This is a genomic window from Brevibacterium sp. VCM10 (assembly GCF_000583215.1).
Lineage (GTDB): Bacteria > Actinomycetota > Actinomycetes > Actinomycetales > Brevibacteriaceae > Brevibacterium > Brevibacterium linens.
The window spans coordinates 58,745-76,684 of the sequence record NZ_JAJB01000009.1 but is presented as its reverse complement, the minus strand read 5'-3'; the positions used below and the strand labels follow the sequence as shown (position 1 = coordinate 76,684).

The 17,940-nt window shown below is 65.3% G+C and carries 13 protein-coding genes; 7 read left to right on the top strand and 6 right to left on the bottom strand.

Going from position 1 to position 17,940, the window contains the following annotated elements; translation table 11 throughout:
* Window positions 1–30 precede the first annotated feature (30 nt).
* A complete protein-coding gene (locus tag AD89_RS0102125; RefSeq protein WP_025776960.1) occupies window positions 31–663 on the top strand; it encodes a ferritin-like fold-containing protein in 633 nt (210 codons plus the stop codon).
* 142 nt (window positions 664–805) lie between these two features.
* Here the strand turns inward: AD89_RS0102125 and AD89_RS0102120 are convergent, their stop codons facing one another.
* The gene (locus AD89_RS0102120; protein WP_025776959.1) at window positions 806–1,027 is read right to left on the bottom strand and encodes a DUF3107 domain-containing protein; all 222 of its coding nucleotides are present in this window, start codon (window positions 1,025–1,027) and stop codon (window positions 806–808) included.
* A gap of 120 nt (window positions 1,028–1,147) precedes the next feature.
* Window positions 1,148–1,741 (bottom strand): TetR/AcrR family transcriptional regulator, encoded by a 594-nt coding sequence (locus AD89_RS0102115; RefSeq protein ID WP_035319664.1) that lies wholly within the window; start codon window positions 1,739–1,741, stop codon window positions 1,148–1,150.
* Between the two features lie 113 nt (window positions 1,742–1,854).
* On the opposite strand from AD89_RS0102115, the gene AD89_RS0102110 reads away from it, so the two are divergent.
* Complete coding sequence (locus AD89_RS0102110) at window positions 1,855–5,103, top strand: PD-(D/E)XK nuclease family protein (RefSeq protein ID WP_025776957.1); 3,249 nt, start codon at window positions 1,855–1,857, stop codon at window positions 5,101–5,103.
* Complete coding sequence (locus AD89_RS0102105) at window positions 5,103–8,282, top strand: ATP-dependent helicase (protein WP_025776956.1); 3,180 nt, start codon at window positions 5,103–5,105, stop codon at window positions 8,280–8,282. The genes AD89_RS0102110 and AD89_RS0102105 overlap by 1 nt, the downstream gene beginning before the upstream one ends.
* Window positions 8,283–8,284: 2 nt before the next feature.
* On the opposite strand, the gene AD89_RS17950 is transcribed toward AD89_RS0102105, so the two are convergent.
* Window positions 8,285–9,532 (bottom strand): hypothetical protein, encoded by a 1,248-nt coding sequence (locus AD89_RS17950; protein ID WP_025776955.1) that lies wholly within the window; start codon window positions 9,530–9,532, stop codon window positions 8,285–8,287.
* A 138-nt stretch (window positions 9,533–9,670) separates the two neighbouring features.
* On the opposite strand from AD89_RS17950, the gene nudC reads away from it, so the two are divergent.
* Entirely contained in the window at window positions 9,671–10,648 is a 978-nt protein-coding gene (gene nudC, locus AD89_RS0102095) for an NAD(+) diphosphatase (RefSeq protein WP_025776954.1), read from the top strand.
* Window positions 10,645–12,684 (top strand): ATP-dependent DNA helicase UvrD2, encoded by a 2,040-nt coding sequence (locus tag AD89_RS0102090; protein ID WP_025776953.1) that lies wholly within the window; start codon window positions 10,645–10,647, stop codon window positions 12,682–12,684. The genes nudC and AD89_RS0102090 overlap by 4 nt, the downstream gene beginning before the upstream one ends.
* Here the strand turns inward: AD89_RS0102090 and AD89_RS0102085 are convergent.
* Entirely contained in the window at window positions 12,661–13,563 is a 903-nt protein-coding gene (locus AD89_RS0102085; protein WP_025776952.1) for a hypothetical protein, read from the bottom strand. The genes AD89_RS0102090 and AD89_RS0102085 overlap by 24 nt on opposite strands.
* Before the next feature lie 556 nt (window positions 13,564–14,119).
* Here AD89_RS0102085 and AD89_RS0102080 point away from each other — a divergent pair.
* Entirely contained in the window at window positions 14,120–14,671 is a 552-nt protein-coding gene (locus AD89_RS0102080) for a M48 metallopeptidase family protein (RefSeq protein WP_101553908.1), read from the top strand.
* Here the strand turns inward: AD89_RS0102080 and AD89_RS0102075 are convergent.
* Entirely contained in the window at window positions 14,655–15,209 is a 555-nt protein-coding gene (locus AD89_RS0102075; protein WP_025776950.1) for an NUDIX hydrolase, read from the bottom strand. The genes AD89_RS0102080 and AD89_RS0102075 overlap by 17 nt on opposite strands.
* The gene (locus AD89_RS0102070; RefSeq protein ID WP_025776949.1) at window positions 15,210–16,628 is read right to left on the bottom strand and encodes a zinc-dependent metalloprotease; all 1,419 of its coding nucleotides are present in this window, start codon (window positions 16,626–16,628) and stop codon (window positions 15,210–15,212) included. It lies immediately after the preceding gene.
* A gap of 171 nt (window positions 16,629–16,799) precedes the next feature.
* On the opposite strand from AD89_RS0102070, the gene AD89_RS0102065 reads away from it, so the two are divergent.
* Complete coding sequence (locus AD89_RS0102065; protein WP_025776948.1) at window positions 16,800–17,939, top strand: YlbL family protein; 1,140 nt, start codon at window positions 16,800–16,802, stop codon at window positions 17,937–17,939.
* Window position 17,940 lies beyond the last annotated feature (1 nt).

Sequence of the window (17,940 nt, the reverse complement as noted above, 5' to 3'; positions counted from 1 at the left end):
TGTCATGGTGCGAACCGGTAGTCTTGCACTATGCCCGATTCTGTCCCATTGGCCGGTAATGATGCTGCAACGCTCGCACTTGTCGCGTTCGGCGAGCTGACCGGTTTCGAACGTATGGCCACAAACGCGACGACCGCAGCGGATCTGGACGACAAGGTCATCCTGGCGCGGCTGGCCTCTCAGTCATTCGCGAACTTCGAACAGCTCTCACAGCACATCGATCAGATGGGCCAGGATGTGATCGAGCTCTGTCAGCATTTCGAACCGACCTTCAGCACTCTGGCTGAAAGGACTCGTCCTCGCGACTGGTACGAAAGCCTCATGAAGGGATTCGTCTTCGACGGAATCATGAATGATTTCTACCGCACGGCGGTGAACGAACTCGCGGAGCCCGGATACAGCCTGGCTATTGCAATTCTCGATGATACACGTGCCAGCGAATATGCGCGCAATCGTCTGACCTCCGAAGTGGCCGTCGACACACAGTTGGCCTCACGGCTGGCCCTGTGGGGTCGCAAGCTCGTCGCTGAGACCCTGGGGCGGGCCCGCAGTCTGCTCACCGACCCGTTCCTCGGCCTCGACGAAGATCTCGTCGTCGAACTGATCCCGGCGGTGACATCGAACCATTCGAAGCGGATGTCGGCACTCGGCCTCGTCGCCTGACTCCGCATTCCGACGCCGGATTCCACGGCGGGCCCGCGATCATTCGGCTCGCGGACGACTCAGCGAGGGACCTGCGAACCGCGGCGGACGCAGCACAGCCCCGGTCACGATGACCGGGGCTGTGCCGCTGTTGAGATGCAGCTCAGGCGCTGAAGCCCACACGACGCGAGGTCTCGGCACCGATTTCGAGGTAGCCGAGCGAAGCGGAGGGAACGAAGACCTGACGGCCCTTCGTGTCGGTGAAGGTCAACAGCCCCTCGGACTGGATCTTCTCTTCGATGCGGGCGGCGAGAGCCTTCGCATCCTCGTCTGTTTCGACGATGATCTCACGCTGGGTCTGCTTGACGCCGATCTTGATTTCCATGGTGCTCCTTGTGCCGATGCTCGGTGACCGATGACGGATGGGACTGTGTTCAGCTTAACGTCCGCAGGCAGGGGTTTCTTCCGCGCGGATTCCGCTGAGGGCTGAGGGACGGGTGCGAGCTCAGCGTTCGGCGAACGAGCGCAGGCCGCCCCAGCTCATCTGGGTGAGCAGTTCGACGGCCGTGTCGACGTCGATGCCGCGCTGGGAGTCGATCTGTTTGACGACGACCTCAGCGGTGCCGATGAGAGCCCGACACAGAAGCTGCGCCTCATCGTCGCTGAGGCGAGCGAAGTTCTTCAGTGCGGAGACGACGCGTGTCGCCGAACTCTCGCGCAGTGCGCGCAGCTTCTGCTCGGCCTTCGGCTCGTAGACATCCGAATTGAAGATGATGACGAACTCTTCGCGATGTGAGACCACGAAGTCGAAATAGGCACGGTACGTCGCGTGGATCTGCTCATGCGGATCGGTCGTCGACCCCAGAGCCTCGGCCAGGCGGGAGTCGAGGTGCGCCGCCGAGGAATCGATGAGGGCCAGATAGAGGTCCTGCTTGGAATCGAAGTGCTGATAGAGCACGGGCTTGGACACACCGGCAGCCTCGGCGATCATGTCCATCGAGGTCGTCCGATATCCACGGGTGGCGAAAACGGAACGCGCGACACCCACCAATTGGTCGCGGCGCTGGTCACGGGGCAATCTCTGTTGTGGACTCGACATTCTTCAATGCTACGCGAAGTCCGGCCGTGCTCCGGGCATCCGCGCTGGCTTCGACGACGCGCCGGCTGCGGATTCGGAAGTCTCATGTCAGCGTGCCGTGATGGAATACGAGTATGGATGAGATGACGCAGCGATTGGGCAGCACTCTGCTCTCCGGCGACTGCCTGACGATCATCGGGCGACCGGGAACCGGGAAGACGGCTCTGCTGGAGTCGGTCTACGCACAGCTGGTGTCGACGATCGATCCGGCGTCCGTCCTCGTGCTCACTCCCGATCGTGACCACGCCGATGTGCTGCGCAATCGTCTCCAGCTGCCGGCTGATGCGGTGCTGTCCTCGGCTCCGGCCCGCAGTCTGGCCTCATTCGCGTATGGAATCGCCCGTGCCGCACACACGACGCGGACAGGCGAGGATCTCGAGTTCATCTCCGGAGCCGATCAGGACGTGTTCCTCGCCGACCTCCTCGCCGGCCACGAAATCGGTCGTGCCCGCGGCCCGGCGTGGCCGTCGGAGATCACGGCCGAGGTGCGGTCGACCTCCGCTTTTCGCACCGAGGTCCGCGACGCGCTCAACCGAGTGATGGAATTCGACTTCGGAATGCGCATGCCGGAGGCGTCGCCCGAGTCCTCCGAGCACGTCTTCGACTTCGGTCGCGGTGCCCTCGACCGTGTCCTGGCAGACAATCCCGATCCGCGGTGGCAGGCGGTGGCCGAGATCCTCGACGAATACCTGGGCATCATGTCGATGCCGGGCTACGGGGGCATCGACTCCGCGACCGTGCTGGCGCTGGCCGCCTTCGAGATCTTCCGTGAACCCGCCGAGGTGACCGCGGGCCGATCGTGGACCTTTGCTCCCGATCGGGTGCCCACGGTCGTCCTGGCCGACGGTGTTCAGGACTTTCCCGCCGCCAGTTGGGGGATCCTCGAGCAGCTGCGGGCGCGGGGGAGTGCGATCGCCCTGTTCGGTTCTCCCGAGACAGTGACCGGGCGATTCCACGGCGCCGACGCGTCGATCATCGATCGGGCCTCGGCCGACGCGGCTTTCGAGACGGTCGTGCTCGACCGCCAGTGGGATGTCGATCCTGCGTTGGCGAAGGTCATCGACGGCTTCGGGGCCAGGATCACCACTCGCTGGTCGGCCGGTCACATGCCCCGCCCGCGTCCGGAGACGGACGAGGCTTCAACCGCGGCTGCGGCCGAGGCACCCGTGGAGACGCACGTGTTCGAAGGCAGCGCCTCCGGACATCGGTATCTGGCCCGGCGGATCACGAACTTCGTCGAACAGGGCCACTCGTGGTCTGATGTCGCCCTCATCTGCCGCAACTCCTCGAGCGCCCGCGTGATCGCCAACGAGCTGCGAGCCGCAGGCGTCTCGATCGCGACCCTGATGCAGCCGCTCAACGTCGACCCGGCGACCGCACCGCTGCTGGACCTGCTGTCGTCGACTCCGGATTTCGACGACGACGAGTCGATCGCCGAACTCGCGCTGACACTGGCCGGCAGCATCTACGTCCGCCTCGATCCCGTGCAGATCCGCCGCTTCCGTCGAGCCGTCCGCAGGCGGTTCCCCGCTCCCAGCAGCACGGCATCGCTGGCGCAGGCACTGCGCAGCCCCATCGATGAATCGTCCCCCCAGGGACTCGCCACGATCTCACGCATGCTCCACGCCGCGGCGGAGGTCGGCACAAGCGACCCCCACCAGGCGCTGTGGAGCATCTGGGATGCGGCCGGGGTCGCGGACAGATGGCAGGCCGAAGCGCTGCGCGACCCGGAGTCGGCGGCCGACGGCTATCTCGACTCGGTGCTGCGACTGTTCGCCTTGGCCGAGAAGATCGCCGACCGCGGAGGATTCACTGCGCGCTCCTTCGCCGGCATCGTCGCCGAACAGGACATCGCCCAGGACTCCCTGGCCGATACCGCCGGGTTCGCCGATCACGTCCTGGTGGGAACCCCGTCGTCGCTGGCCCATGTGCGTGTGCCTCTGGTGATCATCGCCGAAGTCAATGAAGGCGTCTGGCCGAATCCGAAGCTGCGCGGTGGAATCCTCGGTCTCACCGATCTCATGGCGGTGCTCGACTCGGGTGAGACGGTCACCGGCGATCCCGGCTATCACGCGCATGCGAAACGGACGAACCTGCGCGAAGAGGGTGAGCTCTTCTTCACCGCGCTCAGCCGGGCGCAGGAACGAGCGATCGTGACCGCAGTCACCGATGCTGAGACCGAACCGTCCCCGTTCTTCGACGTGCTCGCCGCCGGCTCGGCCGAGGGCACCGAAGCGGGTGACGGCTATGCGATCACCCACGAGGATGAGCTTCCTCCGCTGACGCTGCCGGAGATGGCCGCCCATGCCCGCGCCCAGCTGCTGCAGGCGGCCGCAGCAGCCGCCGGCGAGGCCTCGGGTCCGGCGTCGGCGGATTCGCTCCTCGGAGCAGGTGAAGACCGGAAAGGCTCTGTGGCCCCGGACTCCGAGACACAGTCTTGGGCCGCCCTGATGCGGGCACTGTCGAATGCCGGGCAGTCGGTCGAGCCGCCGACGCAGTGGCGCGAAGCAGAGGACATCACGACGATCGAGCCGCTGTTCACCGACTCCGATACGGTCCGCGTCTCACCGTCCCAGGTCGAAGCATTCACCGACTGCTCGCTGCGGTGGTTCCTCACTCGCAACGGCGGAGACCGCCCGATGTCGACAGCGCAGAGCCTGGGAACCATCATCCACGCCGCAGCCGAGAACTATCCGGAAGGACCGACCTCCGCGATCCGAAGCTTCGTCGAAGAGGAGTTCTCGTCTCTGGAATTCGACGCGGAATGGGAACGCGAACGGGAATTCGATGTGGCGATGAGCATGGCCGACCGCCTCGGCGAGTACATCAAGACGACCCCGGGTCGCCTGGTCGGCGTCGAAGCACAGGTCTATGCAGCAGGCGTCGACGCAGACGGTCGCGAATGGAAGGTCACCGGTCGACTCGACCGGGTCGAGGAAGTCGAGGGCGGACTGCGCATCGTCGACTTCAAGACCGGACGGAACGTCGTCCCGGGCAAGGAGATGGACCGGCACGCTCAGTTGGGTGTGTATCAGGAAGCGATCAACTCCGGCACCATCCGCATCGGCGAGGATCGGGAAATCGATGCACACGCCTTCGGCGCCGAACTCGTGTTCCTGCGCAAGTCTGCCCGCACCGTTCGGGAGCAGCCTGCACTGGCCGTCGATGAGAATCCTGAATGGGCACGTGACCTCATCGCCGACGTGTCGGGCAGGATGCGTGCCGCGAGCTTCCCCGCCCGGGTGGAGCCGCAGAAATGCCAGTCCTGTCCCGTCCGCTCGTCGTGTCCTGCGATCGGTCCGAAGATGTTGGAGGAGAACTGATGCGCTTCACTGCCGAGGAGCTTGCCGAACTCACCGCAGCCGATCCTGCCCAGGCCTTCCCTCCCAGTCCGGAGCAGAAGGTGATCATCGAAGCCGACCCCGCACAGTCGATGAAGGTCACCGCCGGGGCGGGCTCGGGAAAGACCACGGTCATCTCGCAGCGCGTGGTGTGGCTGGTCGCCAACGAGTTCGTCTCTGCCGAACAGATCCTCGGCCTGACCTTCACCCGCAAAGCCGTCGGAGAACTCGGCGGGCGCATTCGCGTGCTCCTCTCCCGTCTGCGGCACAATCTCGGGCACGGACAGGACCTGTCCCTGCCCGGCCTCGACAACCCCACCGTGTCGACGTACAACTCCTATGCCGCAGCGATCGTCAGCGAACACGGAGTGAGCATCGGCATCGAACCCGAGACTGTCCTCCTCGATGACGCCGCGGCACACACCATCGCCGGGAACCTCATCGATGCGACTCCACCGGAGGAGATCCCCGGGAACTTCTCCCGCGAGACGATGATCGCCGACGTCATCGCGTTGGCCGGACAGATGAATGATCATGGGCGAGACGTCGATGAGGTCACCGACTATCTCGAGCAGTGCCTGGACGCTCTGGTGTCGAGCAAAGGCAAGCCCGTCGACCCCAACGGACGACGGGCGAAACTCGAAGCGAAGATCCGAACGGCTCGACTGGCCGACGCGTATATGCGTGCGAAGCGACGCAACCTGGCCATGGACTTCTCGGACCAGGTGCGTTTCGCTCAGCGCATCATCGACGAGGTGCCGGCGGCAGCGGAGGCGGAGAGAGCCCGGTGGAAGATCGTCCTCCTCGACGAATTCCAAGACACGTCGGTGGCCCAGCTGACTCTCTTGCGCGACCTCTTCGCCTCCAGCGCCGTCACCGCGGTCGGCGATCCCCGCCAAGCCATCTACGGTTGGCGCGGCGCCAGCGCCGACAACATGGTCCGTTTCTCCTCGGACTTCCGCGATGTCGAGTCCCTGTCCCTGAGCACAAGTTGGCGCAACGACCGGTCGATCCTGCAGGTGGCCAACCGCATCGCCGCCGGTCTCGCCGACAGCGACGAGGCCCCGCTGTCGGCCCGCGATGGTGCCGGCGAGGGCGAAGTCAGCGTCGAGATCAGCTCGGGCGCCCACGATCCCGACTTCCTCACCACCGGGCTGCGCTCCCTGACGGAATGGTTCCGCACCGTCCCCGCCGGTTCGTCGAAAGCCGTGCTGTGTCGCAAACGCGCCCATTTCGCACCGGTGGCGGCGGCGCTGGAAGCCGCCGGATTCGCCGTTCATGTCCACGGATCCTCCGGGCTGCTCTCCGATCCCTTCGTCGCCGATCTGCGCGCGGTGCTCACGGCCGCAGTCGATCCGATGGCCGGAGACGAGATCATGAGGCTCATCAGCGGCCGGATGCTCGGCCTCGGTGCAGGCGACATTGCGGGGCTGCAGACCTTCACTCGTCGCCAGACCGAGAGACGAGCGTCGGAGCGAGCCGAGCCGGACACCGAGGAGGTCATCGCCGAAGCCATCGACCAGGCGACCATCGTCGAGGGCGTCGATGAACTCATCGACGTGCAGCGAGTCCTCGATCAGGGGGCCCGGACGGGTGCGGACCAGGGACTCGTCGCCGACTATCAGCGGTCCGGCCTGAGCTCGGAGGGGCTGCATCGTCTGGTCCGGTTGGCTCGCGCGCTGCGCGCCACCCGGTCCGGAACGGGCACGGTCAGCTCGATCATCCGCACTGCGATGTCCGAAACCGGAATCGACTCCGACATCTGGGGACTCAGCGACTCGCTGCGCAATCTGCACCGAGCCTCCGTCGACGCGTTCCTGTCCGCTGCCAGCCAGTACTCGGCCACCGATGACAAACCCTCGATCACAGGCTTCCTGTCCTGGCTCAGCCTCATGGAAGCCCATGATGCGCTGAGCGTGGCCGAACCGACGACGGCTGCCGACGCGATCAACATCATGACCGTCCACGCCTCGAAGGGGCTGGAGTTCGATGCCGTCGCCGTTCCCTCCCTGGTGGTCAAGGATTTTCCGACCGAACCGCGGGACAAAGAGGGGTGGATGGACCGCACGGCGCTGCCGTACCCGCTGCGCGGCGATCGCACCCACCTCGTCGATTTCGATCTTCGGGAAGCCGAATTCGAGACGAAGAAGGCGTTGGACGAGTGGATCGGAGACTCCATCCGCCCGCGGATCGCCGACGCGCATGTGGGGGAGGAGCGGCGACTGGCCTATGTGGCGTTCACGCGCGCGAAGAGGCATCTGTGGCTCGGGGCGGAGCTGATGGGTTCGCGCGCCGTGCCCGATGACCCGTCGCCCTTCCTCACCGAAGCGATCGAAGCCTCGGGGCTGGAGGTGGAGATTCCGGAACCTGCCGACGAATCGGCAGAGGACCGCATCGAGACCACTCCCTGGCCGGTACCGCGCACGAGGCAGGTCGCCGCCGCACAGCGAGCCGCAGACTGGGTGGAAGCAAGCACCGAAGTCAGCTTGGAGTCCTTGGCCGAGGCGCCAGGAATGATCGGACGCTACGCGGCTCAGGCCCTGCGCATCGGTGACCGCCCCGAAGCCGTATCCGCGGCGGCGATGCCCGACCGCCTGTCGGCCACGGCTCTGGTCGCATGGCGACGGGACCCGCAGGGCTTCCGTACGCAGACCCTGCGCCCGATCCCGGCACCGCCGAGCCGGGCGGCCGAGATCGGGACGACCTTCCACTCCTGGGTGGAACAGCACTTCGGGCAGTCGAGTATCGACATCGGCGAGGACGAAGCGGTGCGACCGATCGACGCCGCGACGATCGAACGGCTGCAAGCGACGTTCTCAGCCTCCGAGTTCGCGACTCGTCGAGCCGATCATGTGGAGATGTCCTTCGAACTCGTCCTCGGCAGATTCCGGGTGCCGGGGAAGATCGATGCTGTCTTCATCACCGGAGACCACGCCGAAGTCGTGGACTGGAAGACCTCGAAGAAACCCGAGGCGTCAGTGCTCGAGGTGATGAAATGGCAGCTCGCGCTCTACCGGTTCGCGATTCTGCGCGTCCATCCGGAGATCACCGAGGTGACGGGAACCTTCTACTTCGTCGGCAGTGATGAGGTCGTGCGGTTCACCGATCTGCCTGATGAGGACGACGTCGTCGAATGGCTCGAAGCCAACGACGTCGACTGAGCTCAGCGGCTGCTGCCGGTGTCGTCGCCGACATCCGGGTCGCCGACATCCGGGTCATCGGAGTCCCGGGTCGGTTCGGTCCTCACCTGCGAGCCCGGTTCGGAATCGAACTCCGAATCGTCTTCGGACGATGTCACCGTCGTTTGAGCTCGTGGAATGAACACATCGGAGGTCTCGGTCTCCGTGATCGCGGCTTCGACGTCAGGGGCATCGGCGCCCGCTGCAGCAGTCGCTGATGCCGAACCCCGAGTTGCTGCGCCGTCTGCTTCGTCGACGGCCCCGGAAGCGGAGTCCGTGGCAGGTCCGTGAGCAGAGGCGGGGCCATCGGATGCGCTGCCGAACAGGACTTCATCGAACGACGTGAGGAGCGCTGCGGCGTCGTCGACGGCCGTCTCATCCCCGGAGTCGACTGCTTCGAGCAGCCAGTCGAGCACCGCGAATTCGGCCAACAGCTCGGCACGGGAGATGACGTGCTCGTCGGCGCGGGGCCGGGAATTGCGGTATTCCTCGTAGAAGGTCGGCAGGGCGGCAGGATCGATCAATGCCGATGCCGCGGCCAGATCGATGGCCGGGTCGGCGACGCGCAGACGGCCGATCTCGGCAAGAGCGAGCACCCGTTCCTGATCGGTGTAGACACTTGTCTCATCGAGAGAGCCATGGATGGGGGTGGCGAGGAAATGCCACAGTGCGACCTTTTCGAACTCCTCCTCCCAATGCTGGAGCAGAGACGACGGCACACGACCGGTGCTCGCCGCCTGATCGAGTCGTTCGAGGATGAGGAACTGCGACCGAGAGGGATCCTCCACAGGGAATCCCGCATCGGAGACGGGCTCGGGCGCGGCCGAATGCAGAGTCGCCAGAGCCTGCGCGAACGAACTGGCCCGTGCCGTATCGGCGATGGGAACATCTCCGAGAGGTGCGCCCGGGAGCGGATCGGCCAGTGTCACCGTCGTCGGCGTTGCGGTGTCGAAGTAATCGGAGTCCACCTCGGTGATGGCCCGCAGGCGCGGCCAGGTGAAGTCTGCATGCGGATACAAGGTCTCATAGATGCGTCCGGCCTCTGCGGCCGAACCGATGTCCGCGGAGCGATCGAGCCGGGTCTGGGCCGATGCGACCAGCTGCTGATCGCCATCGCCGAGGAGGACTCTGACTCCGGCGTCGAGCGGCGGCAGGGGAGTCCATGTCGTCGGGACGAAGCCGTCGAGCATCGTCGCCGCGATCGCAGTCAACTTGAGCGCCTTGGTATCCACCTTCCCCAATCTACCGCCTGGGTTCGGCTGAGACACGGGACTCGCCGTCGAGCGTGTCTGCCGAGGCGACTTTCGTCGACCTGTCGGGCACCCACGCTCGCGGACGCTGAGTCAGGACGCTGGGATATCGTGGAGGGCATGAAACCATTGCCTCCGGTGCAGCCGATCAGCCTCGCCCGTCACGGAATCGATCGCGACCATCTGACTCGGGGCCAAAACGGCGATCTCAGCGAGGTCTGGGCCTCGGGAGCTCAGGCCGTCTTCGAACACCGCGGGTCGCTGCTCGTCGCCGGCGGGGGACTCTTCCTGACGGATCGGGAACTGGTGCCGGAAGGACAGACGGAGGTCTACCTCGGCCGTGACCCGCACGGCACTCGGTATATCGGAGTGTCCTTGGACGATGACGGTCGCAGCCATATCGACGCCCGACTGGACGCCTCGCGCGCCCGGGACGCCACCGACCTGCTGACGGCACCGGGGGAGGGCCTCGACAGCTCCGAACCCATCTGGCTGCCGCTGCGTCACCTGGCCGACGCCCTCGACGATGTCCAGGTCTCTCTGGCCTGCGAGATCGTCGGTTTGGGGAACTGGCATCGCGCGCACCGGTTCTCCCCACGCACCGGCACTCCGACCAGCCCAGTCATGGGCGGATGGGTCCGCCGCGACCCGGAGACCGGAAGCGAACACTTTCCCCGCACCGATCCTGCTGTCATCGTCGTCATCGTCAACACCGATGAAGACGGTGTCGAACGTGTTCTGTTGGGCAACAACGCCGCCTGGGAATCCGACCGGTATTCGCTCCTGGCCGGATTCGTCGAACCGGGTGAGACCCTCGAACACGCCGTGATCCGGGAGATCTGGGAAGAAGCCCACCTCGAAGTCACCGACCCCCGATATCTGGGTTCCCAGCCGTGGCCCTTTCCGTGCTCACTGATGCTCGGCTTCTCGGCAGCTGCTCCCAGCCGCGACTTCGCCGCCGACGAGGCGGAGATCGCCTCTCTGCGCTGGTTCACTCGAGCGGAGCTGCAGAATGCCATTGCGAACGGTCAGGTGCGTGCCCCGTCGACGATCTCCATCGCCGGGCAGCTCCTGCACAGCTGGTTGGACAACGAATGAACGCTTCGGCCACGGCCCTGCTCGAGGCCCTGGACTCCGAACAGCGCGCCGTCGCCACCCACTTCGACTCACCGGTGGTCGTCCTCGCCGGCGCCGGAACGGGCAAGACCCGCGCCATGACGCACCGGATCGCCTATGGAATCGCGTCCGAGGTGTTTCCGGCCAACCACGTTCTGGCTCTGACCTTCACCGCGAAGGCGGCGGGGGAGATGCGCTCACGACTGCGCGGACTCGGCGTCCCCGCGGTTCAGGCCCGCACCTTCCACTCCGCGGCGCTGCGTCAGCTGCGCTTCTTCTGGGACCGGTTCGCCGAAGGAGACTTTCCGCGGATCATCGAGAACAAGGCAGGCATCATCGGCTCGGTCATGCAGAGCCTCGGCATGGAGACCAGTCGGGAACTGACCAGAGACGTCGCTGCGGAGATCGAGTTCGCGGCGTCGACCCTCTTGGGCGTAGACGACTATGCGACGAAGGCGGCGGCTCGCGAACTGCCCGGTCGGCTGAGCGTCGAGGACATGGTGCGGATATTCGAGGCCTACGGGGAGGCGAAGACACGAGGACGGCTGCTCGACTTCGACGATGTGCTCCTCGTGCTCTCGGGTGTCCTGGCCGAGTACCCGGCGATCGCAGCCGAGATCCGTGACCAGTACAGACACTTCGTCGTCGACGAGTTCCAGGACGTCTCGCCGCTCCAATTCGACGTGCTCTCCCGATGGCTCGGGCCCCGCGACAATCTCTGTGTGGTCGGTGATCCCGCCCAGACCATCTATACGTTCGCGGGAGCCGACGCGAGCCTGCTCGGAACGCTGAGCACGTCGATGCCCGACGCCAGAACGATCCGACTGGTGCGCAACTACCGGTCATCCCAAGCCATCGTGTCCACGGCGAACAATCTGCTGCGGCACACCTCCCGGACCGCGCTGACTCTGCGGACCGACAACCCCATGGGGCGGCAGCCGCGCATGGTGGAGTATCCCACCGACGAAGCCGAGGCGACCGGCGTCGTCCAAGCCATCTCCGCCGAGATCGAGGCCGGACGTCGCCCTCGCAACATCGCCGTCCTCTTCCGTACGAACGGGCAGAGCCCCGCCTATGAGCAGGCACTGGCCGCAGCCGGAATCCCCTATGTGCTGCGCGGTGGAGAACGCTTCTTCGCGCGCAAGGAGGTCAAAGAGGCCGTACTCATGCTCAAAGCCGCTCGCGTGACCTCGAGTGGGCAGCGCCTGCCCGAAGCCGTGATGGAGGTCCTCGGTTCGCTCGGCTTCACTCGGGAGCCGCCTGCGGCCGGAGCCGGCAGACAGCGATGGGAGTCGCTCAAAGCCCTCGTCGACCTCGCCGAGGAGCACCAACACGGGCAGGAGCTCCCCGTGCCGATGGAGGTCTTCCTCAACGATCTGTCGGACCGCGCCGAGCACCAGTTCGCCCCGGACATCGAAGGAGTCACTCTGGCGTCCTTCCACGCGGCGAAGGGCCTCGAGTGGGACAGCGTGCACCTCGTCGGCCTCAGCGAAGGCCTGCTGCCGATCAGCTACGCTCAGACACCCAGAGCCATCGCCGAGGAACGCCGCCTGTTCTATGTGGCACTGACTCGCGCCGGCACAGACCTGCGAATGAGTTGGTCACTGGCCAGATTCGATTCCACACAGAAACCGCGGAGGTCCTCCCGCTTCCTCGCCGAACTCGGTCAGGCCGGACCGACGATGGGAGACGGTCGTGCGGCGTCGAATTCGGCGGCTCTCAACCGCTGTCGCGGATGCAACAGGGCGTTGGTCTCGCAGATCGATCGCGCTGTCGGGCGATGCTCCGACTGTCCTGCTGACATCGACCTCGAGCTGTTGGACCGTCTGCGCCGGTGGAGGGTGCGAATCGGTTTGGAGCAGGGACTGCCGCCGTACCTCGTGCTCACGGACACCTCACTGTCCGTCATCGCAGAGGTCCGTCCGTCCAGCCTCGACGAACTCGCTCGGGTTCCCGGGATCGGGGCGACGAAACTCGAACTCTATGGTGCCCAGCTACTGGGCCTGATCGGCGACTGACCCGAAATCGGGGACCGGTGTGCGGCACTGGCAGCGGTCATGGAAGAGCAGTCCGGTGTCGGTGACCTCTCCCGGACCCAAGGTGACCACGCGACGGATCGGTGCCGATTCGGGCCGCAGCAGAGCATGACGAAGCATCTGGACGACATGCGCCGAGCCGAGGATTCGGGCCGCGGGATCGCTCAGGCTCTCCCGTTCCGGCAGGGCTCGCAGGCGCGGATGCTGAGCGAGCCAACCGGCGTCTCTGTCCTTCCTGTGCAGGCAGGAGCAGACGGAACACGGCGTCGACCCGGGACGGATGAGACCCGTGATCTCCACAGTCTGCTCTCCGAGGACGACTTGGCAGTGATCGACTTCCCGATCACTGAGCCACATAGCGGAATGCAGATCGGGAACCAGATGGGAACTCGTGACCACCAGCGGGGCCGTCATGAGGTCGAGCTCCTCGACACGGTGGGCAGTGGCAACGGCGAAGCCGAGGGCGGCCAGCTGGCCTTCGACATGGGAACGCAGTGGTCCGGTGACCAGAACCGGCCGGGATCCGAGGATCTGTGACACGCGATCCGGCGACAGATCGAAGGTGCGGGCCGCGGCGAAGACCGGTGATCCCTTCGGAACCGAACCGGCGTCCGCGTCGTCGGGGACGAGCACCTTGGCCTCGCCGAGGAGGGTGATGAGAGAGCTTGCCCGGCTGAGGTCGACCCCGAGCTCTTGAGCGCGCGCATAGAACTGAGCCGAGCCGATGCCGAGGCGGAGATCTTCGATGAGGCTGGCGTCGCCGGGCAGCAGGCCATCGACGAGCACTGGATCCTCGGCACCGAACTGGATGCATGAGGACGACCGCCAGGTGATGGGAACACTCGGAAAGATCCTGAACATCTCGGCCCCTTCGCTTCGGCATCGTGGAGACTTCCACGGTAGTGAACGGGGGACAGAATAGCCATGGCAGGTCACGAGCTGTGGATAACCGTGTGGAAAAACGGCTGAGGACAGGCCGGGAAATGTGTCCCGGCATGCCCTCAGCCGCATAGTGCCCCAGGCGCTCGCGAGGACTCGTGCGGCTTCCCCTTCCGCACGCATCCTCGGGTTTTCCGGGGTCAAGCATAGAACTTATTCCGCAAACGCCCCCGCGTCAATGCATCGTCATGCACAGACACGTCAACAGCTTGTGGATAACCTGTGGGAATCGCCGCGCGGTCTGTGGAGGAAAGGCGCCTTGAATGTCGATGGGCTGTTGAAAACCGTGCTGCCGGATCTGATCAGGTCCCGCCCTGCGGGGACGGTGATCGCCGAGGCGGCTGTGGACGGGGGATTCGACCGCAAAGTTCCGACAGACTCAGGAAACTCACAAACTAGAGGCCCGGAAGGCCGTCCGTGTTGAGAGCCATTCCGATGGCGGTGTCACCGTGTCAGCGCCGTTTCCTATGATGGTCCGGTGAGCAGAGCACAGCGGTGGACCGAAGAAGAGGTGCTGCGGGCGATTGCCCGAGGCGAGATCGAAGTGCGCCGGTCGGCGCGGCGGAAGAAGACCGTTGCCGTCTCGAAGGAGATCGAGACCTACGTGCTGCGCACTCCCGTGCGCTACAGCGTCGAGCACAACATCCGGTCGCTGACGGACCTGTTCAATCGGCTCTCCGCTCGGGACCATTCGTCGGATGCCGACCTCGTCGACCTGGCTGATGAGATGAGTCGACGCTATTTCGGCGGCCGGTTGAGGCCGGCGTCGATCCGCTGGGTGAGAAATCAGAACGTGAGCCGATGGGCGTCCACGACGACGTCGACGGGGGATATCCGCGTTTCGCATCGACTGCAGGCCGTGCCCCGCTGGGTGTTGGAGACCGTGGTGGTCCATGAGCTCGTCCACCTGCAGATCGGCCCGCATTCGAAGGAATTCCATGAGCTGGCAGATCGTCATCCCAGACAGTCGGATGCGAGACTCTACCTCGAGGGCTTCAGCGACGGGGAGCGATTCAGCCGCGAGAGATGAGCGCCGTCGCGGCGGAGCGGAAGAGGCCGGGCAGCCGGTTCGGCAGATCGGGCATGAGGCCGTCGGGCAGCCGGTCGAACGGAAACCAAGCGACATCGAAGGACTCGTCCGAGACATGCGGCGAATCGTCTCTCGACGCCTGGGCCGCATAGACGACGTCGAAATGTCGGGTACAGGCCCCGAACGCGGCCGACAGATCGTGGACATGCAGATCGATCGGAGCGGCCGTGACTCGATCGAGCGGGTACAGACCGCTCTCCTCTTCCGCTTCTCTGCGCGCAGCACCACGGAGTGAGACATCGTCGGACTCGAGATGGCCGCCGAACTGCCCCCACAGCCCGGCCTTCCGGTGGTGGTTGAGCAGGACCGCTTCGGCGGCCGGGTCGATCACGAGACAGCTGGCGGTGACGTGGTGCTCACCGCCGGAACGGTGCAGGGACGCGGAGCCCTGCCGGTCGAAGAGCTCTGCGAAGGCCGCGGAGAACGAATTCCGAGGTCCGCTCTCGACCTCCTGCCGGGCGGTGCCGAGGTCGATCATTCAGCGGCCGTCGGGATCATCATCGTCGGGCGACTCGGAACCATCGGAATCCGAGTCCTCGGACCCCTCGGCCGCCTGTGCGTCGCTGCCGCCGGCTCCGTCGAGACCTTCGGCGAGGATCCGGGACAGGGCCTCATCGATGCTCGACTCGTTGGTCCATTCGGCATGCCGACGCTCGGAGTATCCGAGGGGATCATCGAGATCCTGTGTGGTCGGCAGCAGGTCCGGATGAGAGAACACGCGGTCGCGGGCCTCGGCGCCGCCCTGCGTCTCGAGGTACGCGAAGAGCGCGGCAGCATCGCGGAGGCGACGGGGGTTGAACTCGAGGCCCACAAGGGTTGAGAAGGTCTTCTCGGCCGGCCCCGCGGTCGCCCGGCGACGGCGCAGAGCCTCGCGGATCTGGTCGCGACCGGGCAGATGCCTGCAGGCCTCATAGACGACGACATCGACCCACCCGGCAATGACGGCGAGGAGATTCTCCAGCGACGTCAGGGCCTTCTTCTGGTCATCGGTCGTCGGCGGGTTGAACAGTCCCTGGCGGATATTGTCGCTGAGGTCGGAGATGTTCGACGGGTCGATGTTCGACGCCATGTCCTCGATCTGCGAAGTGTCGACCTTCAGACCCTGGGCATAACGGGTCAGGGCAGTCTCGACCTGGGCACTCAGCCACGGGGCACGCTCGAACAGCGCGAGGTGGGCGAGCTCCTGAGCCGCAAGGTAGATGCGGACCTCGGAGGCATCGACGTCGATCTCGGACGCGAACGACTCGACGTTCTTCTCGATGACCACGGCGGTGTCGTGGGGGAGCAGTGGCAGTCCCACCTCGGTGCCGGTCAGCACGCTCTCGGACAGCGCTCCGACGGCCTGACCGATCTGCATGGCGAACATCGAATCGCTCATCGATCCGAACATCGACGAAGCACCCGCAAGGATGCTCTTCATCTCGGCCGGAACCTGGGACTCGAGCGTATCGGTCAGGGCCGAGGACATGTTCTCCTTGATGGGCAGCACGAATCTCTGCCAGCCGGGCATCGTCTCCTTGACCCAATCGGCCCGACGCAGGGGACGGGCCGAGCGATTGGCGACGGAGAAGTCGGTGGCCTCGGCGAGCCAGAGCTCGGCCAGACGGAACGCATCGGTCGTCGCCCGCTCGGCTTCTTCGGATACGGAGGGATCGGGGGTCGGCACGGCCTTCTCGGCGATCGAGACGGCCTGGGCCTGCGGATCGGCACCCTGCCCGAAGAGTCCCTGCATCTGACTCATGATCGTGGACATCATCGCCGGATCGATCGAGAAGCCCTGCGGCATGCCCGAGCTGTTCTTGTCGTCCCCCTGACCGGATCCGGGACCATTGGCGCCGAAGAGCATTCCGAAGATCTGCTCGAACGGATTCTGCTCGTTGTTGTTGTCATCGCTCATTGTTCTACAGCCCCCAAGAATCGGTTTGACATCAACGTTAACGGTTCCGAATGTGCGAAGCTTCCCAATTCCGGGAGGTTTCGCAGGATGTTCGCACCGGGCGAAAGGAGTCTGTGAAACTCACGCTGAGGTTTCAACTAGACTGGTGGGGCGGTGCAGCGAAAGGACTACATGACAGAGAACGCCCCTCGGGCCGTGCCGGCGTCACCGGCACCGACACGCGGCACCAGACGACGACGGAACCCACGTCTGGCCACGACTTCGGGCGTCCTGACCTACGTCTTCATCGCGCTGGCCGTGCTCCTGCCGGTTCCGTACATGCTTCAGCTGCCGGGACCGGTTTTCAACACCCTCGGCGACTACCAGGGCGATCCGATGATCAGCGTCTCGGGAGCCGAGACCTACCCGACGGCAGGTCGCATCGACATGCTCACGGTCGCCGTCAGCGGCGGTCCCGGTCGTGACGTCTTTGCCTCTCAGGCGCTCGGCGCACTCATCAACGGCGACCAGACCGTGGTCCCCACCGAGGCGTATTACCCGTTGGACACCACGCGTGAGGACGTGACCGAATCGAATGCGGTCGAGATGTCCTCGAGCCAGGACGTCGCCGTCGCAGCCGCCATGGAGCAGCTGGGCAAGTCGTATTCCGTGCACCTGTCGGTCGATGAGGTCGTCGCCGATGCTCCGGCGCAGGGCAAGCTGCGCAAGGGGGACCGACTCATGTCGGTCAACGGAAAGAAGCTGGACTCCGACCCCGAAGCTGCGCAGATCATGAGCACAACCGTGCAGGAGTCCGGCTCTGTCGAGCTCGGCATCGAACGCGACGGGGAGTCGAAGACGATCAGTCTCACTCCCGGGACAGTCGACGGCCGCAAGGCGATCGGCATCACGATGAAGCAGGACTTCGAGTTCCCCGTCGACGTGGAATTCAATGTCGACGGAGTCGGAGGCCCCTCCGCCGGAACGATGTTCGCTCTGGCCATCATCGATGAGCTCACCCCCGGTGCGATGACCGGCGGCAAGCATGTGGCCGGCACCGGGGAGATCACCCCCGACGGTACGGTCGGGCCGATCGGCGGTGCCAGGCAGAAGGTGTCCGCGGCCACCGCGAAGGGGGCGACGCTGTTCCTCTCGCCGGCCGACAACTGTGCGGAGGTCATGGCCGCCGCAGACCAATCCAAGATCGCGGTGGCGCGCATCGACACGCTCGATGACGCGCAGACCACCGTGGAGCAGTACGCCGCCGGCAACACTTCGGATCTGCCGAAGTGCCCCGCCGACGGTGCCGACAACAATGAGAAAGGGCAGTAGT